Origin of the sequence: Mesorhizobium sp. M0119 (assembly GCF_040322615.1) — a bacterium.
Classification (GTDB): domain Bacteria; phylum Pseudomonadota; class Alphaproteobacteria; order Rhizobiales; family Rhizobiaceae; genus Mesorhizobium.
On the sequence record NZ_JAMYTU010000014.1, the window covers coordinates 113,851 to 135,940 of the forward strand.

The window sequence follows — 22,090 nt, forward strand, 5'->3', positions numbered from 1 at the left end:
GGTCTATTGCCCCAGCCGTTCGAGCAGCACCGGGACGTGCACCTGGTCGGATTTGTAGTTGCCGGTCAGCATGTACATCATGATGTTGACGCCGGCGCGCAGCGCATAGATGCGCTGCATCGGATCCGACGGCACGGTCGGCAATAGCGGGTCGCCATTCTCGTCGACGGCCCAGGCGCCGGCGAAATCATTGGCGGTGATCATGATCGGCGAAACGCCGTCGCCGGTGCGCACCGGGCGGTTCTCGGTGTTGCTGGCTTCAAGCGATGCCTCGACCCAAAGCGGGCTGCCGGCAAAACGGCCGGGAAACTCCGGAAGGATGTAGAAGGATTTGGTCAGCACGTGGTCCGACGGCACCGGTTCCAGCGGTGGCACGTTGAGGTTGCCGAGGATGTCGCGCAGCCGCTCCGTTGCCGGGCTGGTCGAATCCGCACCAATGCCATTGGCGAACTGGTCGCGGGTGTCGAACAAGACAGTTCCGCCCTGCTGCATGTAGGCGTCGATGCGGGCGATGGCGGCCTCGCTGGGCATCGGGGCCGAGGGATCGATCGGCCAGTAGATCAGCGGATAGAAGGACAGTTCGTCCTTCGAAATGTCGACGCCGGCCGGTGCTCCGGGTTCGAGCGCGGTTTTTTCGATGAGGAAGCGGGTCAGGCCTTCGAGCCCGGCGCGGCTGATCGAATCGACACCCGGCTCGCCGGTCAGCACGTAGGCGATCCGGGTCTTTGAAATGTCCCCGATCGCCTCCGTATCTCCCGGTTTGGCGTCATCGGCGCGCGCGACGTCCGCGTGGCCAATCAAGGCGCCGAGCGCAATCAGCAGGACGGCTGCCGTCGCCGCAGCGCCGGCACGGCGCGGCCGGCGCGACAACAGGCCGCCCATCCAGAATACGGCAAGCGTGTCGAGCACCATCAGCACCAGGGCCGCCGTGACCAGCGGACCTTTGAGGTTGCGCTGCTCGTCGAAGGCATACTGGATGGTGGTGACCGGCACGGTGATTTCAGGCCGGGCCAGCGGCGTGAATGCGCTGTCGCCAACGAGCAGATTGTGAGCGAACACTCCCGTCTCGGAGCCGTAGAGGCCGGGCGGGTTTTCCAGCGTCACCGGCAGCGGGCCGGCGCCGGGCACCAGCGGCCTGGCATCCGGCGTCGGCGGCACCAGCGTGCCGTCGGCGGCGATCATGCGATAGGGTGCCAGCGACGTGGCGGCGGCCTCGGCATTGGCGACCGCCGCGCCCTGGTTGCGCGACAGTTGCACGATGCGCCGCAGCATCTCGACGAAGCTGCCGGAGATCGGCAGGTTGGACCACGTCGCCTCGGGGGTGACGTGGAACAGCACGAGGGTGCCCTTGTCCTTCTTCATCCCGGTCACCAGCGGCGTACCGTCGGCAAGCGTGGCCCAGGTGCGCTCGACGATGTCGGGCGTCGGTTCGGCCAGCACCTGCCTGGTGACGGTGACCTCGGTGGGCGGCGCGAGGTCGGCGAAGGGGCCGGTTTTCGGGAATTCAGTGACCGGCTGCGGTGCCGTCCATGACAGCGCGCCGCCAAGCGATCGCTCGCCGGTACGCAGCCGGACCGGCAGCAGATCGTCGTCATTGCCGGCAGCCGCCAGCCGCGAACCGGCAAAACGCACCAGCGTGCCGCCCTTGTCGACCCAGTCGACCAGCCTTCGCCGTGCCTGTTCCGGAATGGTGCCGACATCGGCCATGACGATCATCGCCGGTTTCTGGTCGAGCAGTTGCGGGATGGCATCGGCGAGATCGACGCTCGACGGCTCGACGAGATCGGCGAAAGGCTGCAGGGCGCGGCGGATGTAGTAGAGCGGCGACAGCAGCGGTTGCGCCTGGTCGGCCTCGGCCTGCGACAGCAGCCCGACGCGGCGGCGTTTTGAGCTCTCATCGAGCACGCGGACGGCACCGGCCTGGCGCTCGCCATCGAGCGCGATGTAGGCGAAGTCGTTACGCAGTTCGAACGGGACCGCCATCGTGCTGGTGGCGGTGGTTCCGCCCGGGGCGAAGGTCAGCGTCGCGTCGGCGATGCGGCGGCCCTTGTCGTCGAAGGCGCCGGCCGTCACCTGTGCAGGTGCCGGATCGCCCGGTGCGCGGATAGCGGTCAGGGCGAAGCCGTCGACCTGGTTGTCGGCGCCGGTCAGGCCGGTCAGCGACAGCCGGTCGGAGACGGCCCAGACGACGCGTGCCGCATTCTTCGACAACAGCGTGTTGAAGGCGGCTTCGTCGCCTTGCGCCGCCAAGCCATCGGCGAGCACTGCGACGCTGGCGCCCGGCAGCGACTCCAAGGCTGACGCGACGCGGGCGTAGACGGCGGGGCGGTCGGTCGGGATCGGCCGCGGCTTTGCCGCGCGCAGCCGGTCGAGCGCGGCAGCGGCATCGAAGGGACCGATCTCGGCATTCGGCTTCTCGGCAGTGAAAGCGATGAGCACCGGCACGCCGTTCGAATTGGCATCGGCGATCAGCCGCTCGGCGGTGGCGACGCGTTTGCCCCAGTCGGCGGCACTTGCCCAGTCATTGTCGATCACCAGCGCCAAGGCGGCGCCCTCGGCCGGCAGCTTTTCGCGCGGGTTGAAGACGGGTTCGGCAAGTGCTGCCACGATAAGCGCGGCCATCAGCAGCCTGAGCAGCGTCAGCCACCAAGGGCTCTGCTGCGGCGTTTCTTCGCGCCTCAGCACACGGGCGAGAATCCTGAGCGGCGGAAACACTTCGGTTTGCGGCCTGGGCGGGGTCAGGCGCAGAAGCCACCAGATCACCGGCAGCGCCAGCAGGCCCCACAGCACCATCGGCGCCCCGAAAGAGAGAGGCAGCCAACTCATGCGCGGGCCCTCCCGGCAAAGCTGCCCTCGGCGGTCATCGCCATATGGATGCGCACCAGCGCCTCGGAGGCAAGGCGATCGGTATGATTGACGGTAAAGCTCCAGCCAAGCCGTTTGCACCAGGCGGCCAGTTCCTGGCGGCGGGCGGCATAAAGCAGGCGATATTCCTCGCCCAGCATTTCGGCGCGGCCGGCGGTCAGCTTGTCACCGGTCTCAGGATCGGTGAATTCGGTGCGCCCGGCATAGGGGAAGCTTTCCTCGGCCGGATCGGCGACCTCGATCAGATGTGCGCGCACGCCGTGGCGGGCGAGCACGTCCAGCCAGGCCATGGTGTCCTCGACCGGGTCGAGGAAATCGCTGACGAGGACGATGTCGCAGAAGCGGCGAATGCCGGACAGGTCGGGCTTTGCCGGCAGGTCGGCGGCGTGCATCAGTTGCGCCGCGATGCGCTCGGCCCCATTGCGGGCGGTGAACGGGTCGGTCAGGCCCGGCCAGGCAATGCGCTCGCCGCTGCGCGACAAAAGCTCGGCCATGGCCAGCGCCAGCACCAGGGCGCGCGATTCCTTGGAAACGCTGGCTCCGGTCGATTTGTAGAGCATGGAGGGCGAGGGGTCGGCCCACAGCCACACCGTATGGGCGGCCTCCCATTCACGGTCGCGGACATAGGTGTGGTCGTCGCGAGCGGAACGGCGCCAGTCGATGCGCGAGGAATCGCCTTCGACATAGGGCCGGAACTGCCAGAAATTCTCGCCGATGCCGCGCTTGCGGCGGCCATGCCAGCCGGCAATTACCGTGTTGACGATGCGGCGCGCCTCGACCAGCAGGTCCGGCACCAACGAAGCCCGCAACCGGCCTCTGGCGAGCGCATCGCGCGTCGCTGCCGGTGCCTGCGCTTCACCGATGCGCGCCATCAAATCCCTTTCGCGAGCTTCGCCACAATATCGCGAACCGTGGTGCCCTCGGCGCGGGCGGCGAAGGTCAGCGCCATGCGGTGCTGCAGCACCGGCTCGGCCAGCGCGCGGACGTCGTCGACCGACGGCGCCAACCGGCCGTCATAGAGGGCGCGGGCGCGGGCGCACAGCGTCAGCGCCTGACTGGCGCGCGGGCCTGGGCCCCAGGCGACGTGCTTGTCGGTATCGGCGTTGCCCTGGCCGGGGCGCGCCGAACGCACCAGCTTGAGGATCGCCTCGACGACGCTTTCAGGCACCGGCATGCGGCGGATGAGCGTCTGGATGTCCTTCAGCCGCGCCGGCTGCAGCACGTTTTCAGCCTTGGCATCCTCGATACCGGTGGTTTCCAGCAGGATGCGGCGCTCCGCCTCGATCTCGGGGTAGAGGATGTCGACCTGCATCAGGAAGCGGTCGAGCTGCGCTTCCGGCAGCGGATAGGTGCCTTCCTGCTCCAGCGGGTTCTGCGTCGCGAGAACATGGAACGGTGACGGGAGGTCATGGCGCACGCCGGCAATGGTGACGTGGTATTCCTGCATCGACTGCAGCAGCGCCGACTGGGTACGGGGCGAGGCGCGGTTGATCTCGTCGGCCATCAGCAGTTGCGCAAAGATCGGCCCGGAAATGAAGCGGAACGAACGCTTGCCGAATTCATCTTGCTCCATCACTTCTGAGCCGAGAATGTCGGATGGCATCAGGTCGGGCGTGAACTGGATGCGGCGCGAATCGAGGCCGAGCACGATGCCCAGCGTTTCGACCAGCTTGGTCTTGGCGAGGCCGGGCACGCCGACCAGCAGTGCATGGCCGCCGGCCAGCAATGCAACCAGCGTGCGCTCGACGACACTTTCCTGGCCGAAGATGACCCGGCCGACGCCGTCGCGGATTCTCGAAATGTCGGCCAGCGCCTTCTCGGCCTGTGCCACCATGTCCTTTTCGCTGATCGGGCTTTCCTTGATCATAACGCTCATGCAGCATCGATCCTTCTGGTTGGAAATACCGCTTGGCACCTTGGGTGCCGCAGAATGCCGCGATTCGGCCTCGCATGGCGCCTGCAATGAACTTAAATCACAGACTTAGGCTGACAAGCGGAACAACAGTGACTATTTCGTGACCATGACGGAAGCCGCCGACCATCGTGAAGAGAGCCTGACGGCCGCGACCGAGGCGCGCGGGCTGGAGGCGCTGGTCTCGCGCGCGACGCGCGCCGGCAAGGGGCAGGCGCCGGTGGAACGCTGGAATCCGGCGTTTTGCGGCGATCTCGACATGGAGATCAAGCAGGATGGCACCTGGTTCTATCTGGGAACGCCGATCGGCCGGATGCCGCTGGTGCAGCTTTTTTCCTCGGTGCTGCGCAAGGACGAGGACGGTAGGACCTACCTGGTGACGCCGGTGGAAAAGGTCGGGATCCGCGTTGCCGACGCGCCCTTCATTGCCGTCGAGATGGACGTGTCGGGCGCCGGCGACGGACAAATCATCACCTTTCGCACCAATGTCGGCGACGTGGTCGAGGCTGGGGCGGGGCACCCGCTGCGCTTCGTCGATGAGGACGAGACAGGTGGCCTGAAGCCCTACGTGCTGGTGCGCGGGCGGCTGGAGGCGCTGGTGGCGCGGCCGGTGATGTACGAGCTGGTCGAGCACGGCGAAGAGATCGACATCGATGGCAAGACGACGTTTGCCGTCCGTTCCAAAGGCGAGGTCTATCCAATCATGCCGGCTGAGAAACTGAAACGGCTGAGCGCATGATGGACCGCCTATGATGGATCAGGTGACGCCGTTGCCGTTTTCCGCTGCCGGGTTTCGCCAGCGCGTCGCGGAGCAGCCGCTGGCGCATGCCGGCGACGATTTTGGCGACCACCGCTTCAATCCGGGCCATCCCAGGCTGAAGCTGGCCAAGGCGCTGCGCGATGCCGCCGTGCTGATCCCGGTGATCGATCATGGCCATGAAGCCACGGTCCTTTTGACCAGGCGGGCGGAAAAGCTGCGCAACCATTCGGGGCAGGTGGCTTTCCCCGGCGGAACCATCGATCCAACCGATGCGAGCCCGGAAGCGGCGGCATTGCGCGAGACATTCGAGGAGATCGGTCTCGATAGGGATTACATCGAGATCATCGGCCGTCTGCCGGACTACGTCTCCGGCAGCGGCTATCGCATCGCCCCGGTGCTCGGGATTGTGCGGCCCGGTTTCAGCCTGACGCTGAATTCGGACGAGGTCGATGCCGTCTTCGAGGTGCCGCTGGGCTTTCTGATGGAGCCCGCCAACCACACCAGAGACAGTCGCATGTGGAACGACCTCGAATGGTTCTTTTACGAGATGCCCTATGGCGGCCAGCGCATCTGGGGCGTCACCGCGGGCATCATCCGAACGCTTTATGAAAGGCTCTATTCGTGAGCAATCCGGTGTCGATCGCGGGCAAGGCCGGCTGGCTCGGCGAAAGCCACCTGCAGCGCCTGCTCGCCGCGCTGACTGATGGCGGCGAGGAGGCACGCGTCGCCGGCGGTGCCGTGCGCAACGCGCTTATCGGACAGCCTGTCGCCGACATCGACATTGCCACCACCACGGTGCCTGAGGAAACCATCCGGCGCGCCGAGGCGGCGGGCTTCAAGACGGTTCCGACCGGCATCGAGCATGGCACCATCACCGCGGTCGCCCACGGCAAGGCCTATGAGGTCACCACGCTGCGTGCCGATATCGAAACCGACGGCCGGCGCGCCAAAGTGTCGTTCGGCCGCGACTGGAAAGCCGACGCTGAGCGGCGCGATTTCACCATCAATGCACTCTATGCCGAAGCTGACGGAACGGTCGTCGATCTGGTCGGCGGTATCGCCGATATCGAAGCGCGGCGGCTGCGCTTCATCGGCGATCCGGAAGCGCGCATCCGCGAGGATTATCTGCGCATCCTGCGTTTCTTCCGTTTCTTCGCCTGGTATGGCGACGGCAGGCCGGATGCCGAAGGATTGAAGGCTTGCGCCCGGCTGAAGCCGGGGCTCGACCAGCTCTCGGTCGAGCGTGTCTGGTGGGAATTGAAGAAATTGCTGTCAGCGCCAGATCCGTCGCGGGCGCTGCTGTGGATGCGCCAGGCCGGCGTTCTGACCGCCGTTTTGCCGGAAAGCGAGAAATGGGGCATCGATGCGATCCATGGGCTGATCAAGACCGAGAAGGATCTGGCCTGGGCGCCGGACCCGCTGCTCAGGCTGGAAGCCATCGTGCCGCCGGATGCCGCGCGCATGAAAACGCTTGCCGAGAGATTGAGACTTTCCGTGAGCGAGGCAAGCCGCCTGCGGCATTGGGCGATCACGGCTGCCGTCGATCCGAAAACGACCGAAGGAGAGTTGGCGAAAAGGCTTTATTTTGGCGACCGCCAAGGCTTTGTCGATCGGTTGCGGCTGTCGCTCGCTTCCGCTCGTGCCCGCGCGGTCGAAGACAATGACGCACTGCTCGAAGCCGGCGGCTTCTCGCGCCTGCTTGCCTTCGCCGCAAAATGGCAAAACCCTGTTTTTCCGCTCAAGGGCGCCGATCTGACGACACTTGGCGCATCACCGGGGCCGAAGCTTGGTGCAACGTTGAAAAATCTCGAAAAGGAATGGGTCGAGTCCGGTTTTGCGCTTGATCGCGGCGCGCTGCTCAAGCGCGCCGCAGAGGCACTCGAATCCTAACCGTCACGCTGCGTCGCGAGCCTTTTCGATGCGCGAGCGGATCGCCTCGATCATCGTCTCGCGGATCACCGTCTCGCCGTGCGTCTCGCGCAGATGCTCGACGGCACGGCGCATGACCTCAGCCTCCTCCTCGGCGCGTGTGTGCCACTCGCAGCCGGGTACGAGCGACCCGCAATGGAATTCCTTCATCGGCTTCTCCTCATTTCCTCCTTGGAGCGCCGCGCCGCGCAATGACACGGTAGCTCCAGACCTTTGACCTCGCACATGATCCGGAACCGGATTCCGGTATCGGGATTACACGCTGGCCGGCTAAGCATAACACGATCGAACGGTTTTGGTTGCCTTAGAGCGCCGCGCGTCCAAGCTGACACGCGGCCCCCTAGTGATCGGGTTGCGAAAAGGCGGAGCCGCGCTGCTCCGCCCTCTTACGCTACCCAGGACGCAAGACCTCGTCTTGCTTCAGCGGGCAGGCATCACTTCACGATCTTGACCGCCTCGGCAATTTTGTCCTTGCCGCTCATATCCCACGTGACGCGGACCTTTTCGCCGACCTTCAGGCCAGGATCCTTGAAGGTCTGGGGCAACGTAAAGGTGGCTCCGTTATCCAGAACCAGGCTCATCGCCGTTCCATCAAAGCTTTTGATCGTGCCGGTGGTGTGCTTGACCGCAGCGAATGCGGCAGTACCAGAGGCGAGAACGGCAGCGGCGGCTGCAGTCATAATAAGCTTGCGCATGGCATGCTCTCCTGGAAAATGCGGGCACCCGCTTGGGAAAGGTGCCCCATTCGATCATGGGCCGTCCGGTCACGTCGGGTCGCGGATCTCGGGAGTAAAGAACCGCCGGCGTTTCCCGGCCCGACGCGACAAATAACCCAACCTTTTCAATAGAATATTAGACGAAAAAGATATTTTCTGGCGCGCGTTGCGCCACATTCGCCGTCAAATTCTGGGGATTTGGACCCGATTGCGGCTCACGTTGCGCTCACCGAGATTTTACGGCCATTTCACCTCAGGCGGCAGGCTGGACAGGATCGACGCGACATTGCCGCCGGTCTTCAGCCCGAAGATGGTGCCGCGATCGTGAAGCAAGTTGAATTCGACATAGCGGCCGCGGCGGATGAGCTGCTCGTCACGGTCGCCATCGGTCCAGTTGTCATTGAAGTTGGCGCGCACCAGATGTCCGTAGACGACGAGAAAAGATCGCCCGACGTCCTGGACGAAGTTGAAATCGGCGTCCCAGCCGCCTTTGTCCTCGCCCGAATGCAGCCAGTCGAAGAAGATACCGCCGGTACCGCGTGGCTCGTCGCGGTGCGGCAGATAGAAGTACTCGTCGCACCAAGCCTTGAATTTCGCGTAGTCGGCGATCGCCGCGTTCTTCTCGCAGGCAAATTGCATCGCCCTGTGGAAGGCGATCGTGTCGGGGTCGTCCTGGCTGCGGCGGCGGTCGAGCACCGGTGTCAGGTCGGCGCCGCCCCCGAACCACTGGCGCGAGGTGACGACCATGCGCGTGTTCATATGCACGGCCGGCACGTTGGGGTTCCACGGATGGGCGATCAGCGAGATGCCGCTCGCCCAGAAGGACGGGTCCTCTTCGGCGCCCGGCATCTGCTTCCTGAATTCGGGCGAGAACTCGCCATGGACGGTCGAGGTGTGGACGCCGACCTTCTCGAAGACGCGGCCGTGCATCATCGACATGATGCCGCCGCCGCCCTTGCCGGCCTCGCGTTGCCACGGCGTCTTTTCGAAGCGACCGGGCGACCAGCTGGCCTGCGGCCCGTGCAGGTCCTGCTCGATCTGCTCGAAGCTGGCGCAGATGCGCTCGCGCAACGTCTCGAACCACAGCCGTGCCTTCATCTTCTTCTGTTCGATGTCGGCTGGCAGCCCCGCCGGTATCTCGGGTCGTTGCAAATCCTGTCTCCGGTTGCGGGGCGTACCCCGACAAATGACTCGTCTTTTCCGGCCGCGATCCCTAATCTCTTAGGTGCAAGGGTCAAGTGGGAATGGAGTTCTTTCGTGCGCACCCCGGCAAGACCGCCGCTGGATGGCCTGAAGAAGAGGCTCGACCGTTCACGCGCCGAGAACGCGCGCATGCCGCGCGACGGATTTCTGCGCGAGACCTTCGTGCTGCCGCGCTCCGATGCTCGTCTCAAGGCGAAGGAATGGTTCGAGCGCTTTCCCAAGCAGGCCTATTGGACCGAGATCGAGAGCTGGTTCGAGCGGCCGGGCGACGTCATCGAATTCACCATCAGGCGGCTGCCGGCGGCGGATTAACGCTCGATCAGCAAACGTCTCGCTCCCGGCCCCCGGGTGCTCAGCCGGTCGCCCTTGTTCCGCAGCGGGCATTTGTCGATCGACATGCAGCCGCAGCCGATGCAGTCGGTCAGGCCATCGCGCAGCTTCTTGAGCTGGGCAATCTTCTGGTCGAGCTCGTCGCGCCAAGCCGTCGAAAGCAGGTTCCAATCCTCGCGCGTCGGCGTTCGGCCTTCGGGCAATGATCGAAGTGCGGCGCCGATCTCGGCCAGCGAAATGCCGACCTCCTGCGCTACCTTGATGATCGCCACACGTCGCAGCACGTCGCGGCCGTAACGCCGTTGGTTGCCTGATGTGCGGTGGCTGCGGATCAGCCCGCGTGCTTCGTAGAAATGCAGCGCCGACACCGCCACGCCGCTGCGCGTGGCCACTTGGCCGACTGTTAATTCCGTTGCCGCAGCCATCTCCGATTTTCCGCTTGACCTCAAGTTAAGTTGAGCTTGTAGCGAAGAAGCCTCGAAGATGCAAACGGCAGGAGAAGGCGATGTGCGTCTGGATGAGAATGACCGGAGAGGACGCAGTGTTGCGTGAGGACGACGCCTTAGTCGCTGCGGCCGGCGATCACGTACACATCCTAGCGGAGCTGCCGGATCGCCTCGGCCGCCACCATCGCAACGGAAAGCGCGACGTTGATGCTGCGCGCGCCGGGCTGCATCGGGATGATCAGTCGCGCATCCGCCGCCTCGTGGACGGCATCCGGCACGCCTGCGGATTCGCGGCCGAACAGGAGAATGTCATCGGTGGCGAAGACGAAATCCGTGTAGGCGACAGCGGCTTTGGTCGACAGCAGCACCAGCCGCCGCTTGCCAAGTTTGCGCCAGTCCTCGAAGGCGTGCCAGTCGACATGCCGGGTGAGCGCCGCCATTTCGAGGTAGTCCATTCCGGCCCGTTTCAGCGCCCGGTCACTGAGCGGGAACCCCGCCGGTTCGACGATGTCGACGCCGAGACCGAGGCAAGCGGCGAAGCGCAGGATTGTCCCGGTGTTGCCGGCGATATCAGGCTGGTAGAGCGCGATGCGGAGACGGTCGTTCATTTCCGCGTCTTTCTAATAAGTGGCAGATCAGCCACAGAGCTCTCGCGGTTTTGGAAATTCCTGGACTGGCGGGTGGTCATTTTCTGCGAAGTCGGTTATACGGCCAGCATTGTCAACCCGAACCGATGGAGGGGTAATTCATGATGGCCATGCACATCCACCACCCCTCTCGTGGGCTTACCAGCCCGACGGCGGATTCGGCACGACGCTTCTCCTGACTTTCTAGACTTCAATCGCACCGATTCCCGCCGAAACCTTTTTCGGCCTTTGAAGGAATCCTGCGATGTTTTTCAAGCTGTGGAAGGGGCTGAACGCCCCACCTGAACACACTTCGACCGATGTGACCTTTGCCGCGCTGCGCGTGCCCGCGGCCTGGGTTGGTTCACCCTTCTATCTGCATCTTCAACTGGAGGACGGACCGATGTTCGATCCCTGTAGAATACCCGGCTCAAGAAGCCTGCACGAGCGCAAGACTGCGACCTGGGCGCTTTTGATCGGCGAGACCTACTCGTCAGCGGTTCACGCCGAGACCCGCCAGCGCCCGCATCGCGGCATGCTGCCGGACGTCGATTTCTCGCGCGCCGTTCCGGACCATAGCCGGCCGTCGCTGGTGCGCCGGATCATCAGGCTGATCCGGCCTGGTGCAAAAACCGGCGCGAAAATCCGGATCGTCAAAACGTCGTCAGCATCGTCAAACGAGACTGTCGGCGAAAGGCCCGCGACAACCTATATAGCGCGAAGCAGGACCGGCGAGGCGGACGATTCCGTATCGCCGGTCCTTGACGCCATGCGGTCTGGGCACCTCGTCCGTTCCCGTGCCGCGTGAGCGGAACCAATATTGTGAGCATCACTATGTTTAGCTGGTTTGAAAAAAGGCTCGATCCGTTCCCTGCCAAGGAGCCGGTCGAGCCGCCAAGGACACTGATCGCCTTCTGCGTGCATTATACGCGCGGCGCGTGGCCCTACATCGCTCTCGATGCGGTGCTGGTGACGGCCATCGCGCTTGCCGAGGTGTGGATGTTCGGCTTCATGGGCCGGATCGTCGACTGGCTGTCGGCGCAGAATCGCGAGACGTTCCTGCAGACCGAGAGCTTGAAGCTGGCCGGCATGGCCTTCATCGTGGTTTTCGCGCTGCCGGCGACGGTCTGGTTCCATTCGCTGCTCAACCAGCAGACGCTGATGGGCAACTATCCGATGCGCATCCGCTGGCAGGTGCATCGCTATCTGCTCAAGCAGTCGATGAGCTTCTATCAGGACGAGTTCGCCGGACGCATCGCGACCAAGCTGATGCAGACGGCGCTCGCGGTGCGCGAATGCGTCATCAAGCTCATCGACGTCCTCAATTATATCGTCGTCTATTTTCTTGGCATGCTGTTCATCGTCGGCTCGGCAGACTGGCGGCTGGCTGCGCCGCTTACCGCCTGGCTTGCCGGATATGTCCTGCTGTTGCGCTATTTCATCCCGCGGCTGGGCAAGGTCGGCGAGGAGCAGGCCAATGCGCGCTCAACCATGACCGGCCGGGTCGTCGACAGCTACTCCAATATCCAGACGGTCAAGCTGTTCTCGCATGCGCGGCGCGAGGCATCCTTCGCCAAGGACGGTATGGCCGGCTTTCTCGACACGGTTTACCGATCGATGCGGTTGGTGACGCAGCTCTACGGCCTGCTCTACGTCCTGAATTCGCTGCTGTTGTTTTCGGTCACCGCAATCTCGCTATGGCTGTGGCTCGGCCAAGCCGTGACGATCGGCGCGGTCGCCCTGGTCATCGGCCTCGTGCTTCGGCTCTGGGGCATGTCGCAATGGATCATGTGGGAGATGTCCACGCTGTTCGAGAATATCGGCACGGTGCAGGACGGCATCGCCTCGATCTCGCTGCCGCGCCTCGTCGAAGACCGGCCTGGCGCCAAGGATATTGCCGTGACCAAGGGGGAGATCCGTTTTGAGGACATCCGCTTCCACTACGGCAAGCAGAAGGGCGTGATCGAAAGCCTGTCGCTGACGATGAAGCCGGGCGAGAAGGTCGGCATCGTCGGCCGTTCGGGTGCCGGCAAGTCGACGCTGGTCAATCTTCTGTTGCGCTTCTACGACCTCGAAAGCGGCAAGATCCTGATCGACGGCCAGGACATCGCGGCGGTGGCGCAGGACTCGCTGCGCGCCCAGATCGGCATGGTCACGCAGGACACCTCGCTGCTGCATCGCTCGGTACGCGAGAATATCCTCTATGGCCGGCCGGACGCCAGCAACGAGATGCTGATCGAGGCGGCGCGGCGCGCCGAGGCGCTGGATTTCATTGCTGGATTGTCGGATTCGAGCGGCCGCAAGGGTTTCGACGCGCATGTCGGCGATCGCGGCGTCAAATTGTCCGGCGGCCAGCGGCAACGCATTGCCATTGCCCGCGTCATGCTGAAGGACGCGCCGATTCTCATTCTCGACGAGGCGACGTCCGCGCTCGATTCCGAGGCCGAGGCGGCCATCCAAGAGAACCTCTACAAGCTCATGCAAGGCAAGACCGTCATCGCCATTGCGCACCGGCTGTCGACGATCGCAGCCATGGACCGCCTCGTCGTCATGGACAAAGGCCGCGTCATCGAGGAAGGTTCGCATGTGGAACTCGTTGCCATAGGCGGGCTCTACGCCCAGCTTTGGCAGCGCCAGTCGGGCGGCTTCCTGCTCGACGACGGCCCCTCTGTCAACGATGCAGCCGCCAACGATGCACTCGCCAAGGGTGAAGCCGCCGAATGATGACTGCCATCTACCGCTGGTTCGAGAACTGGGTCTATCCATTCCGGGAGCCCGCGGACCTTCGGCCACCTGCCGGCGTCAGGGGTTTCCTCTGGCACTATGTCGGGCAGGCGAAGATCGCCTTCTTCGCCATGCTGGTGATCGGCGGCATCGCGCCGCTGGTCGAAGCCGGATTGTTCTATTTCGTCGGGCGGCTGGTCGACATCCTCGACCAGCTTCCAGGCGAACGCAGCTGGCACGCGCTGTGGACTGCCGCCGGCCCGGAACTTGTCTTCATGATTGCCGTGGTGCTGGTCATCCGCACCATCGTCGTCGGCCTGTCGGCGCTGGTTGACGAGCAGACGATCACGCCGGGTTTCTACAATCTGGTGCGCTGGCAGGCGCATCGCCATGTCTCGCGCCAATCCTACGCCTTCTTCCAGAACGACTTTGCCGGACGTATCGCGACCAAGGTCTGGCAGGCGGGACAGGCGACCGGCGATCTGATGGAAAGCTTCATCGAGGTCGTCTGGTTCATGGTCGTCTATACGGTGACGACGCTGGCGCTGGTCGCCGGGCTCGACCTCCGGCTGGCGGTGCTGGTGGTGATCTGGATTACCGCCTTCGGCCTGCTGGCCAGACGCTATGTGCCGGCGATCCGCAAGCATGCCGAAGCCACCGCCGAAGCCGGCTCGATGATCACCGGCCGCATCGTCGATTCCTATTCGAACGTGCAGACGCTGAAGCTGTTCTCGGCCGATGGCGACGACCGCTATATCAGGAACGGCTTCGACATCTATCTCGACGCGCTGCGCCCGTTCACCCGCCGGCTGACCGGCGTGCGCATGGCGCTGACGATGCTGTCGGGCATCATGATCACGGCGATCGCCTGCTTTGCCGTTTATCTCTGGGTCGAGGGCTCGATCACGGTCGGCGCCGTCGCCTTCACGCTGTCGTTGGTGTTGCGGCTGAACATGCTGCTCGGCCGGCTGATGATGCAGCTCAACAGCATATTGCGGAACCTCGGCGTGCTGGAAAACTCCAAGGCGCTGATCTCGCAGCCGCTCGGCCTGACCGATGCACCGGACGCGAAAGAGCTTGTCATCGGCGGCGGCCGCATCGACGTAAGCAACGTCGAGTTCCACTACGGCAAAGGGTTCGGCGTGCTCAACGGCATCGACTTGGTGGTGCGGTCGGGCGAAAAGGTCGGGCTGGTCGGACCGTCCGGCGCCGGCAAGACGACCTTGGTCAATCTGATCCTGCGCCTCTACGATCTTGAGAGCGGCAAGATCGCCATTGACGGGCAGGACGTTGCCAGGGTCACGCAGAACTCGCTGCGCGCCAATATCGGCGTTGTTAGCCAGGATACGGCACTTTTCCACCGCTCGCTGCGCGACAACATCAAGCTCGGCATGCCGGAAGCGACCGACGCCGAGGTGGTCGCGGCAGCGGAGAAGGCCGAGGCGCACGAGTTCATCCTCGGTCTGCGCGACAATCGCGATCGTATTGGCTATGAGGCCTATGTCGGCGAGCGCGGCGTCAAGCTCTCCGGCGGCCAGCGCCAGCGCGTGGCGATCGCCCGCGTCTTCCTCAAGGATGCACCGATCCTGGTGCTCGATGAGGCGACCTCGGCGCTCGATTCCGACATCGAGGCGGCGATCCAGGAAAATCTGGCAAGGCTGATGGAAGGCAAGACGGTCATCGCCATCGCGCATCGGCTGTCGACCATTGCGGCACTCGACCGGCTGGTGGTGCTCGACGAGGGCCGCATCGTCGAGCAAGGCACGCATGACGAGTTGGTCGGGCTCGACGGGCTCTATGCAAGGCTGTGGAAGCGGCAGTCCGGCGGCTTCCTGTTCAACGAGGAGAGCGCGCTGGCCGAGACCCGGCCGGCGGAGTAGTTTCTAAAAACCGGAGTAGACCATGGCGGTGAGAATGCCATCGAATTTCGGACGGTCCGGCGCGCAGGAGAGCGCGTTGGACCTGCTTGGCCATGAAATCCTCGGCGAGAAGGCGGCCGCGCTCGGCCGCGCCGGCCGGCGCGTCGAGGAAACATTGACGAGGCTGCGCGAGAATTGCGACAGCGACGATCGAGCCCGGCTGCTCAGGGATGCAGCCGAAGCGGTGCACGGGTATTTCATCCAGCGCGAACTCTGCGGCCTGCGCAAGCACGACGCGGTGATCCGGGAATACAACATTCCCAAGGCCGTGCTGGCCAGGCTCGGCGCCAGCGCATGATCCGAACCGGAACTGGTTTGGGAAGCGTTATTCCAGCCACTCGGTGATGAAGCTGCCGTTCTCGTGTATGTCGGTGGTTTCCAGCGGGCCTGGCCCGAGATTGGTGAATTTGTGCGGCGTGTTCGGCGGTACGACCAGGATCTGGCCGGCTGTGGCCTCGATCTGCCGGTCGCCGACGGTGAACAGACCGGTCCCGGTCCGGATGATAAAAATCTCGCAATAGGGATGGCTGTGCAGCCTGGGGCCGCCGCCGATCTCGGGCAGATGGTTGAAGATCAGGCAGCTGCGGGAGCCGTAAGCTCCGCCTTGCAGCTCGCCCTGCCAGTGGTCGGGCCAGCGGTCGGGCGCTTCGGCCCATTTGTCGCGGTCTATGACATGCGCCATAGGCCGAGGATAAACCGGGCCAGCGCCAGCTGTCGAGGCGAACGCAGCCATTTGGTTTTGCTGCTGTTTTCCAATCGTTCCGCCGTGCGAATTACGCCCCCGCGACAATCTGCCCTTGTGCCTTCACCCGTCTGGACAAAAACAGGCTTCACGCATAAACCCAAGTCCCAAATGCCGGAGGAATTCGCTAGCCTGCTCGCCATGCGCTGTCGGGCCGGCGCGATTGAGCGGGGAACAAGGCTCGGCCGCCGGCACGGAAGAGGCGAAAGGATCAGGCACCCGTGAGCGCAACCGACACCCAGGATCCCAACCGTCGTGATTTTCTCTACATCGCCACCGGCATGGCCGCAGTGGTCGGCGCGGGCGCCGTTGCCTGGCCGTTCATCGACCAGATGCGCCCGGATGCTTCGACGCTGGCCCTCGCCTCGGTCGAGGTCGACGTCTCTTCGCTGACGCCGGGAATGTCGCTCGTCGTGAAGTGGCGCGGCAGGCCGGTGGTCGTGCGCAACCGCACCGAAAAAGAGATGAAGGACGGCGAGGCGGTCAATCTCGCCGAGCTCAAGGATCCAATCGCCCGCAACGCCAACCTGCCGGCCGACGCGCCGGCAACCGACGCCAACCGAACCACGCCGGGCAAGGAAGCCTGGATGGTGATGGTCCAGGTCTGCACCCATCTCGGCTGCATCCCGCTCGGCCAGGAAGGCGATTTCGGCGGCTGGTTCTGCCCATGCCACGGTTCCGTATACGATACTGCCGGCCGCATCCGGAAGGGGCCGGCGCCGGAGAACATGGCGGTACCGGTGTTCCAATTCGTTTCCGACACCAAGATCCGTATCGGCTGAGGCAGGGGATATTTCCATGAGCGAGGGACACTCGACCTATACGCCCAAGACCGGCATCGGACGCTGGTTCGATTCGCGCATGCCGCTGCCGCGGCTGGTCTATGACAGCTTCATCGCCTATCCGGTGCCGCGCAATCTAAACTATGCCTGGACCTTCGGCGGCATCCTTGCGCTCATGCTGGCGGCGCAGATCCTGACCGGTATCGTGCTGGCCATGCACTATGCGGCCGACAGCACTCTCGCCTTCGATTCGGTCGAGAAGATCATGCGCGACGTGAATTCGGGCTGGCTGCTGCGCTACCTGCATTCGAACGGCGCGTCGTTCTTCTTCGTCGCCGTCTACATCCATATCTTCCGTGGCCTCTACTACGGCTCCTACAAGGCGCCGCGCGAGCTGCTGTGGATCCTCGGCTGCATCATCTACCTGCTGATGATGGCGACCGGGTTCATGGGCTATGTGCTGCCCTGGGGACAGATGTCGTTCTGGGGCGCTACCGTCATCACCGGCTTCTTCACCGCCATACCGCTGGTCGGCGACTGGATCCAGCAACTTTTGCTCGGCGGGTTCGCGGTCGACAATCCGACGCTGAACCGCTTCTTTGCGCTGCATTACCTTTTGCCGTTTATGATCGCCGGCGTCGTCGTGCTGCACATCTGGGCGCTTCACGTCGTCGGCCAGAACAATCCGACCGGCATCGAGGTCAAATCGAAGACCGACACGCTCGCCTTCACGCCTTACGCGACCATCAAGGACGGGTTCGGCATGATCGTGTTCCTGTTCGTCTTCGCCTATTTCGTGTTCTACCTGCCGAACTATCTCGGCCATCCGGACAATTACACCGTGGCCAACCCGCTGAAGACGCCGGCCCACATCGTCCCGGAATGGTACTTCCTGCCGTTCTACGCGATCCTGCGCGCCATCACTTTCAATATCGGGCCGATCAACTCCAAACTTGGCGGCGTGCTCTGCCTTTTCGGGGCGATCGTCATGCTGTTCCTGGTGCCGTGGCTCGACACCTCAAAGGTGCGCTCGGCGGTCTACCGGCCCTGGTATAAGCTGTTCTTCTGGCTGTTCGTAGCCGATTCCATCCTGCTGGGCTGGCTGGGCTCGCAGCCGGCCGAGGGCAGCTATGTGTTCATGGCGCAGATGGCGACGTTGTTCTACTTCGCCTTCTTCCTGGTAGCGCTGCCGGTGCTCGGGCTGATCGAAAAGCCGCGGCGGCTGCCGAATTCGATCACCGAGGCGGTGCTCGAGAAGAACAAGGGCGGCGGTGGACATCCTGCCGGCGCCACGGCCGCGCCGGAAACCAAGGGCTGAGCATGATTCCGAAAAGTGGAAACCGGTACTCGGACAAGGTCATGCTCGAGACGGTGACAGCGCGTCAGAGAATCTCAAGGGGATTTGGCATGAAGAAGATTCTCACCTCGCTGGCGCTGCTTGGCCTTGTGGCCGCGGGCATTGGGGTCGCGGGCACTGGAGCCAACGCCCAGGAAGAGGCGCACAATGAGGCGGCGCCGACGCATTTCCCGATACACGAACCGAAGGAAATGGATTGGAGCTTCGCCGGGCCGTTCGGCACCTATGACAAGGCGCAGCTGCAGCGCGGGCTGAAGGTCTATAAGGAAGTCTGCTCGGCCTGCCATTCGATGAATTTGGTGGCGTTCCGTACACTGGAGGGCCTTGGCTATTCGGATGCGCAGATCAAGACGCTGGCGGCCGAATATACGATCCATGACGGACCGAACGATGCCGGCGACATGTTCGATCGTTCCGGCAAGCCGTCCGACCATTTCCCAGCGCCGTTCCCCAATGCGGAAGCGGCGGCGGCGGCAAATGGCGGCGCAGCACCGCCCGACATGTCGCTGTTGGCCAAGGCGCGCGGCATCGAGCGCGGCTTCCCGCGCTTCGTGTTCGATATCTTTACCCAGTATGCCCAGGGCGGTCCCGACTATATCCACTCGCTGCTGACCGGCTACGACCAGCAACCGCCGGCGGGCATGGTCATACCGGAAGGTACGCACTACAATCCGTACTTCCTGTCCGGCGTGTCGCTGAAGATGCCGAAGCCGCTCTCCGACGGCCAGGTTACTTATGATGACGGCGCGCCGCAGACGGTCGACCAGTATTCGCGCGACGTGTCGGCCTTCCTGATGTGGGCCGCCGAGCCGCATCTCGAGGACCGCAAGAAGACCGGCTTTCGTGTACTGGTCTTCCTGCTGCTGTTCGGCGCCCTGGTCTACCTGACCAAGCGCAAGGTGTGGGCCGGAGTGGCGCACTGAACCCTGCGACATACGAGAGTGCGAGGGCGTCGAAAGGCGCCCTTTTCATTGCAGGCATATTCGATTCATCGCAGCCGGCGCGGAGCGGGCCCTTTGCCGGACAATTTTCCGTCAGGCGTCACATGGCGGTAGCCGGACTTAGCTGCGCCGGGTTACGATTGGCCAATTCCTTTCACGTCTTTAGCCGAATCTGAATGGCCCGGAGAGCCGCTTGATGAAGTCCTCGCTCGAAGAGACGCTGCTTGCGGCGATCCGCACCATTCCGGATTATCCCAAGCCGGGCATCCTGTTTCGCGACATCACCACGCTGCTCGGCAATGCGCGGGCCTTCCGCCGCGCTATCGACGAACTGGTGCATCCCTATGCCGGCCTCAAGATCGACAAGATCGCCGGCATCGAGGCGCGCGGCTTCATCCTCGGCGGCGCCATCGCCCACCAGCTCTCGGCCGGCTTCGTGCCGATCCGCAAGAAGGGCAAGTTGCCTTACGAGACGGTGCGCGTCGCCTACAGCCTGGAATACGGGCTGGACGAGATGGAGATGCACAAGGACGGTGTTTCTCCAGGCGAGAAGGTAATCCTCGTCGACGATTTGATCGCCACCGGCGGCACGGCCGAGGCGGCTGTCAAGCTATTGCGGCAGATCGGCGCCGACATCCTCGCCGCCTGCTTCGTCATCGATCTGCCGGACCTTGGCGGCCGAGAGAGGTTAGAGGCGCTCGGCGTGCCGGTGAGGACGCTGATCGGGTTTGAGGGGCATTGAGCGTTTCTTCCTTCTCCCGTTCTGTGGGAGAAGGGAAGAACTCCGCTCACTCCACCTTCACCAGCACGGCACTTTCGAATTCCATGACCTTGTCACCGGTCGAATCGAAGGCCTCTGAGCGGAGCGTCAGCAGCCGCCAGCCCGGTCGCGAGGCAATGGGGCGATGGGCCAGCGCGGTGCGGGTGAAAGTCACGGTTTCCCCGGCATAGACAGGTTTGGGCCATTTGAGGTTCTTGAAGCCGGGCGAGGGGCCGAATTCCGGCACCGGCCCAGGGCCGGGCCAGCGGGCGACCTCTGCCTCAATGCCAGCCTCGAGGTTCAATTTCATCCAGGTGGCGGCGGTGTGCCAGCCCGAGGCGCAGAGCCCGCCGAATATGCTGTTCCTTGCCGCCTCTTCGTCGATATGGAATATCTGCGGGTCGTATTTGCGGGCGAAAGCCTTGATCGACTCCGGTTCGAATTGATGCGAACCGAGCGTGACGGTGATACCGATGCAGAAGAATTCGTCGAGGCTCACGCACTGCCCTCGCGGGTGAGGAACATGACGGTGTTTTCGAGCTCGAAAACACCTTCGCCGCGCTGGTTGAACAACTCGCTGCGCATGGTCACCAGGCCAAGCCGGGGCTTCGATCTGGACAGTCGCTTGGCAAGGACCGTGGTGCTGCCGCTCAACAGGTCGCCGGCCAGGACTGGCCGTTTCCATTTGACCTGGTCGACGCCCGGCGCGCCCTGGGAGGTCGAGTCGAGCAGGAAGGCATCGCACAGCATGCGCATGAACATGGCGCAGGTGTGCCAGCCCGAAGCCGCCAGCCCGCCGAGGATACTGGCCTTGCCCGCGGCCTCGTCGAGATGCATCGGCTGGGCATCGAATTCGCCGGCGAATTCTATGATTTCGGCGGCACTTACCAGCTTGGTGCCGAGGTCGAGCGAAGCGCCCTCGACAAAATCCTCATAAGCCCAGGTCTTTGCGGTCATGGTCTGGAAATCCGGTTCAGGATTGTACAATCGCTACGGGTCGGGGTCCCGGATGCAGGCAGGGCGGCATTTGGTCAAGCAATTTCTACTGCGCCAGCCCGCTGCGCCCAAGCCGCAGCGGAGGTATTGATGACCCTATAGCCAGCCGCGGCGGCGGAAATACCAGAAGGGCAGGATTGCCGAAAGCACCATCATGCCGATGGCGAAGGGATAGCCAAAGTGCCATTTGAGCTCGGGAATGATATCGAAATTCATGCCGTAGATCGAAGCGACAAGCGTCGGCGGCAGGAAGATGACAGCGGCGACGGAGAAGATCTTGATGATGGCGTTCTGCTCGATCGAGATCATGCCGAGCGTCGCGTCGAGCAGGAAGCTGATCTTCTGCGACAGGAACGTGGCGTGGTCGGCGAGCGACAGCACGTCGCGCGACAAGGTCTTGATGCGGGCGCGGGTATCCTTGCTCATCCTGGTTTGCGTGGAGGCATGGGCGAGAAACCCGGCAAGGCGCTGCAGCGAGATCAGGCTGTCGCGGATCGAGGAGGCGAGGTCCTCCTTGCGGCCAATGCCTTTCAACAACTCCTGGAAGTCGCGGTTGCGCTTGGAAACCTTGGTCGAGCGTGCCTGGAAGATGTCGCGCGAGATCGCCTCGACGTCGCGGCCGGCGCGCTCCAGAATGTCGGCGAGGCGGTCGACGATCGCCTCCAGTAGTCCGATCAGGATGGTGTCGCCGCTGGTGCAACCGGTCGCCACCTTCTCGGCGCGTAGCGGAAAGGTCTTAAACGCCTTCGGTTCGTGGTACCGCACGGTGATCAGCCTGCTGCCGGCGAGCACGAAGGTAACCGGCGACATCAACGGATCGTCCACCTCGGTCTGCGCAGGCAGAATGGCGGTCATGAAGTAGGCGCCGTCCTCGACGTAGAGACGGCTCGAGATCTCGATCTCCTCCATCTCTTCGCGGGTCGGAACGGCGATGCCGAGCCAAGTCTCAATTGTCGTCTCTTCTTCCTTTGTCGGGTTGAAGAGGTCGACCCAGACGACAGTGTCGCTGTTTTGCAGGAGATCGTCGACGAGGCGCAGGCGATCATTGTCGACGACGAAGGCCTTGATCATCGCCGGGTCTC

At 63.6% G+C, this 22,090-nt stretch carries 24 protein-coding genes; 12 read left to right on the top strand and 12 right to left on the bottom strand.

Annotated elements, in window-relative coordinates:
* Nucleotides 1-3 precede the first annotated feature (3 nt).
* From NKJ40_RS15885 to NKJ40_RS15895, 3 genes are read right to left on the bottom strand one after another with little or no spacing between them, the layout of a single operon-like run.
* Nucleotides 4-2,826, bottom strand: a complete 2,823-nt coding sequence (locus tag NKJ40_RS15885) for a DUF4159 domain-containing protein (protein ID WP_352466814.1) — start codon at nucleotides 2,824-2,826, stop codon at nucleotides 4-6.
* Entirely contained in the window at nucleotides 2,823-3,737 is a 915-nt protein-coding gene (locus NKJ40_RS15890) for a DUF58 domain-containing protein (RefSeq protein ID WP_352466815.1), read from the bottom strand. The genes NKJ40_RS15885 and NKJ40_RS15890 overlap by 4 nt, the downstream gene beginning before the upstream one ends.
* Nucleotides 3,737-4,741, bottom strand: a complete 1,005-nt coding sequence (locus NKJ40_RS15895) for an AAA family ATPase (protein ID WP_352466816.1) — start codon at nucleotides 4,739-4,741, stop codon at nucleotides 3,737-3,739. The genes NKJ40_RS15890 and NKJ40_RS15895 overlap by 1 nt, the downstream gene beginning before the upstream one ends.
* A gap of 145 nt (nucleotides 4,742-4,886) precedes the next feature.
* Between NKJ40_RS15895 and NKJ40_RS15900 the strand changes: the two genes are divergently transcribed.
* The 3 genes from NKJ40_RS15900 to NKJ40_RS15910 are packed head-to-tail and all read left to right on the top strand — an operon-like array spanning nucleotide 4,887 to nucleotide 7,427.
* Nucleotides 4,887-5,516 carry a DUF1285 domain-containing protein gene (locus NKJ40_RS15900; protein ID WP_352466842.1) on the top strand — a complete coding sequence of 210 codons (630 nt, stop codon included), beginning with the start codon at nucleotides 4,887-4,889 and terminating at the stop codon, nucleotides 5,514-5,516.
* 13 nt (nucleotides 5,517-5,529) lie between these two features.
* The gene (locus NKJ40_RS15905) at nucleotides 5,530-6,162 is read left to right on the top strand and encodes a CoA pyrophosphatase (RefSeq protein WP_352466843.1); all 633 of its coding nucleotides are present in this window, start codon (nucleotides 5,530-5,532) and stop codon (nucleotides 6,160-6,162) included.
* Nucleotides 6,159-7,427: a CCA tRNA nucleotidyltransferase gene (locus NKJ40_RS15910; RefSeq protein WP_352466817.1), complete on the top strand. Its 1,269-nt coding sequence runs from the start codon at nucleotides 6,159-6,161 to the stop codon at nucleotides 7,425-7,427. The genes NKJ40_RS15905 and NKJ40_RS15910 overlap by 4 nt, the downstream gene beginning before the upstream one ends.
* Nucleotides 7,428-7,430: 3 nt before the next feature.
* Here NKJ40_RS15910 and NKJ40_RS15915 read toward each other — a convergent pair whose 3' ends face one another.
* From NKJ40_RS15915 to hemF, 3 genes are all read right to left on the bottom strand, one after another.
* Nucleotides 7,431-7,616, bottom strand: coding sequence for a DUF1059 domain-containing protein (locus tag NKJ40_RS15915; protein WP_292662162.1), 186 nt, complete (start codon nucleotides 7,614-7,616; stop codon nucleotides 7,431-7,433).
* A 284-nt stretch (nucleotides 7,617-7,900) separates the two neighbouring features.
* Complete coding sequence (locus tag NKJ40_RS15920) at nucleotides 7,901-8,161, bottom strand: DUF1344 domain-containing protein (protein WP_023679489.1); 261 nt, start codon at nucleotides 8,159-8,161, stop codon at nucleotides 7,901-7,903.
* 258 nt (nucleotides 8,162-8,419) lie between these two features.
* Nucleotides 8,420-9,334, bottom strand: a complete 915-nt coding sequence (hemF, locus tag NKJ40_RS15925) for an oxygen-dependent coproporphyrinogen oxidase (RefSeq protein ID WP_352466818.1) — start codon at nucleotides 9,332-9,334, stop codon at nucleotides 8,420-8,422.
* Nucleotides 9,335-9,439: 105 nt separating this feature from the next.
* Between hemF and NKJ40_RS15930 the strand changes: the two genes are divergently transcribed.
* Complete coding sequence (locus NKJ40_RS15930; RefSeq protein WP_023679487.1) at nucleotides 9,440-9,697, top strand: hypothetical protein; 258 nt, start codon at nucleotides 9,440-9,442, stop codon at nucleotides 9,695-9,697.
* On the opposite strand, the gene soxR is transcribed toward NKJ40_RS15930, so the two are convergent.
* Nucleotides 9,694-10,140, bottom strand: coding sequence for a redox-sensitive transcriptional activator SoxR (gene soxR / locus NKJ40_RS15935; RefSeq protein ID WP_352466819.1), 447 nt, complete (start codon nucleotides 10,138-10,140; stop codon nucleotides 9,694-9,696). The two genes, NKJ40_RS15930 and soxR, sit on opposite strands and share 4 nt — an antisense overlap.
* A gap of 170 nt (nucleotides 10,141-10,310) precedes the next feature.
* Nucleotides 10,311-10,769: a tRNA (cytidine(34)-2'-O)-methyltransferase gene (locus NKJ40_RS15940; protein ID WP_352466820.1), complete on the bottom strand. Its 459-nt coding sequence runs from the start codon at nucleotides 10,767-10,769 to the stop codon at nucleotides 10,311-10,313.
* Nucleotides 10,770-11,052: 283 nt separating this feature from the next.
* Here NKJ40_RS15940 and NKJ40_RS15945 point away from each other — a divergent pair, with 283 nt between their 5' ends.
* The 4 genes from NKJ40_RS15945 to NKJ40_RS15960 are packed head-to-tail and all read left to right on the top strand — an operon-like array spanning nucleotide 11,053 to nucleotide 15,728.
* On the top strand, nucleotides 11,053-11,595 hold the full coding sequence (locus tag NKJ40_RS15945; protein WP_352466821.1) for a hypothetical protein: 543 nt from the start codon (nucleotides 11,053-11,055) through the stop codon (nucleotides 11,593-11,595).
* Nucleotides 11,596-11,621: 26 nt separating this feature from the next.
* A complete protein-coding gene (locus NKJ40_RS15950; protein ID WP_352466822.1) occupies nucleotides 11,622-13,511 on the top strand; it encodes an ABC transporter ATP-binding protein in 1,890 nt (629 codons plus the stop codon).
* Complete coding sequence (locus NKJ40_RS15955; RefSeq protein ID WP_352466823.1) at nucleotides 13,508-15,391, top strand: ABC transporter ATP-binding protein; 1,884 nt, start codon at nucleotides 13,508-13,510, stop codon at nucleotides 15,389-15,391. The genes NKJ40_RS15950 and NKJ40_RS15955 overlap by 4 nt, the downstream gene beginning before the upstream one ends.
* A 22-nt stretch (nucleotides 15,392-15,413) precedes the next feature.
* Nucleotides 15,414-15,728 carry a DUF6665 family protein gene (locus NKJ40_RS15960; protein WP_352466824.1) on the top strand — a complete coding sequence of 105 codons (315 nt, stop codon included), beginning with the start codon at nucleotides 15,414-15,416 and terminating at the stop codon, nucleotides 15,726-15,728.
* 27 nt (nucleotides 15,729-15,755) lie between these two features.
* Here NKJ40_RS15960 and NKJ40_RS15965 read toward each other — a convergent pair whose 3' ends face one another.
* Nucleotides 15,756-16,112 (bottom strand): cupin domain-containing protein, encoded by a 357-nt coding sequence (locus NKJ40_RS15965; protein ID WP_352466825.1) that lies wholly within the window; start codon nucleotides 16,110-16,112, stop codon nucleotides 15,756-15,758.
* A 281-nt stretch (nucleotides 16,113-16,393) separates the two neighbouring features.
* On the opposite strand from NKJ40_RS15965, the gene petA reads away from it, so the two are divergent.
* The 4 genes from petA to NKJ40_RS15985 all read left to right on the top strand — a co-directional run bounded on the left by petA (nucleotide 16,394) and on the right by NKJ40_RS15985 (nucleotide 19,994).
* A complete protein-coding gene (gene petA, locus NKJ40_RS15970; protein WP_352466826.1) occupies nucleotides 16,394-16,954 on the top strand; it encodes a ubiquinol-cytochrome c reductase iron-sulfur subunit in 561 nt (186 codons plus the stop codon).
* A 16-nt stretch (nucleotides 16,955-16,970) separates the two neighbouring features.
* Complete coding sequence (locus tag NKJ40_RS15975) at nucleotides 16,971-18,272, top strand: cytochrome b (RefSeq protein WP_352466827.1); 1,302 nt, start codon at nucleotides 16,971-16,973, stop codon at nucleotides 18,270-18,272.
* An 89-nt stretch (nucleotides 18,273-18,361) separates the two neighbouring features.
* The gene (locus tag NKJ40_RS15980; protein ID WP_352466828.1) at nucleotides 18,362-19,234 is read left to right on the top strand and encodes a cytochrome c1; all 873 of its coding nucleotides are present in this window, start codon (nucleotides 18,362-18,364) and stop codon (nucleotides 19,232-19,234) included.
* A 214-nt stretch (nucleotides 19,235-19,448) separates the two neighbouring features.
* The gene (locus NKJ40_RS15985) at nucleotides 19,449-19,994 is read left to right on the top strand and encodes an adenine phosphoribosyltransferase (protein WP_254819181.1); all 546 of its coding nucleotides are present in this window, start codon (nucleotides 19,449-19,451) and stop codon (nucleotides 19,992-19,994) included.
* Nucleotides 19,995-20,040: 46 nt separating this feature from the next.
* Here NKJ40_RS15985 and NKJ40_RS15990 read toward each other — a convergent pair whose 3' ends face one another.
* From NKJ40_RS15990 to corA, 3 genes are all read right to left on the bottom strand, one after another.
* Nucleotides 20,041-20,511 carry a MaoC family dehydratase gene (locus NKJ40_RS15990; RefSeq protein WP_352466829.1) on the bottom strand — a complete coding sequence of 157 codons (471 nt, stop codon included), beginning with the start codon at nucleotides 20,509-20,511 and terminating at the stop codon, nucleotides 20,041-20,043.
* Entirely contained in the window at nucleotides 20,508-20,969 is a 462-nt protein-coding gene (locus NKJ40_RS15995) for a MaoC family dehydratase (protein ID WP_352466830.1), read from the bottom strand. The genes NKJ40_RS15990 and NKJ40_RS15995 overlap by 4 nt, the downstream gene beginning before the upstream one ends.
* 135 nt (nucleotides 20,970-21,104) lie before the next feature.
* Nucleotides 21,105-22,079 (bottom strand): magnesium/cobalt transporter CorA, encoded by a 975-nt coding sequence (corA, locus tag NKJ40_RS16000; RefSeq protein ID WP_352466831.1) that lies wholly within the window; start codon nucleotides 22,077-22,079, stop codon nucleotides 21,105-21,107.
* Between the last annotated feature and the right edge of the window lie 11 nt (nucleotides 22,080-22,090).

Coding starts and splice junctions, on each gene's coding strand:
- NKJ40_RS15920 (WP_023679489.1), bottom strand. CDS start 8,161: ATGCGCAAGCTTATTATGACTGCAGCCGCCGCTGCCGTTCTCGCCTCT.
- NKJ40_RS15885 (WP_352466814.1), bottom strand. CDS start 2,826: ATGAGTTGGCTGCCTCTCTCTTTCGGGGCGCCGATGGTGCTGTGGGGC.
- NKJ40_RS15955 (WP_352466823.1), top strand. CDS start 13,508: ATGATGACTGCCATCTACCGCTGGTTCGAGAACTGGGTCTATCCATTC.
- NKJ40_RS15975 (WP_352466827.1), top strand. CDS start 16,971: ATGAGCGAGGGACACTCGACCTATACGCCCAAGACCGGCATCGGACGC.
- NKJ40_RS15995 (WP_352466830.1), bottom strand. CDS start 20,969: ATGACCGCAAAGACCTGGGCTTATGAGGATTTTGTCGAGGGCGCTTCG.
- NKJ40_RS15945 (WP_352466821.1), top strand. CDS start 11,053: ATGTTTTTCAAGCTGTGGAAGGGGCTGAACGCCCCACCTGAACACACT.
- NKJ40_RS15950 (WP_352466822.1), top strand. CDS start 11,622: ATGTTTAGCTGGTTTGAAAAAAGGCTCGATCCGTTCCCTGCCAAGGAG.
- soxR (WP_352466819.1), bottom strand. CDS start 10,140: ATGGCTGCGGCAACGGAATTAACAGTCGGCCAAGTGGCCACGCGCAGC.
- corA (WP_352466831.1), bottom strand. CDS start 22,079: ATGATCAAGGCCTTCGTCGTCGACAATGATCGCCTGCGCCTCGTCGAC.
- NKJ40_RS15915 (WP_292662162.1), bottom strand. CDS start 7,616: ATGAAGGAATTCCATTGCGGGTCGCTCGTACCCGGCTGCGAGTGGCAC.
- NKJ40_RS15890 (WP_352466815.1), bottom strand. CDS start 3,737: ATGGCGCGCATCGGTGAAGCGCAGGCACCGGCAGCGACGCGCGATGCG.
- NKJ40_RS15960 (WP_352466824.1), top strand. CDS start 15,414: ATGGCGGTGAGAATGCCATCGAATTTCGGACGGTCCGGCGCGCAGGAG.
- NKJ40_RS15895 (WP_352466816.1), bottom strand. CDS start 4,741: ATGAGCGTTATGATCAAGGAAAGCCCGATCAGCGAAAAGGACATGGTG.
- NKJ40_RS15940 (WP_352466820.1), bottom strand. CDS start 10,769: ATGAACGACCGTCTCCGCATCGCGCTCTACCAGCCTGATATCGCCGGC.
- NKJ40_RS15905 (WP_352466843.1), top strand. CDS start 5,530: ATGGATCAGGTGACGCCGTTGCCGTTTTCCGCTGCCGGGTTTCGCCAG.
- NKJ40_RS15985 (WP_254819181.1), top strand. CDS start 19,449: ATGAAGTCCTCGCTCGAAGAGACGCTGCTTGCGGCGATCCGCACCATT.
- NKJ40_RS15900 (WP_352466842.1), top strand. CDS start 4,887: ATGACGGAAGCCGCCGACCATCGTGAAGAGAGCCTGACGGCCGCGACC.
- NKJ40_RS15980 (WP_352466828.1), top strand. CDS start 18,362: ATGAAGAAGATTCTCACCTCGCTGGCGCTGCTTGGCCTTGTGGCCGCG.
- NKJ40_RS15965 (WP_352466825.1), bottom strand. CDS start 16,112: ATGGCGCATGTCATAGACCGCGACAAATGGGCCGAAGCGCCCGACCGC.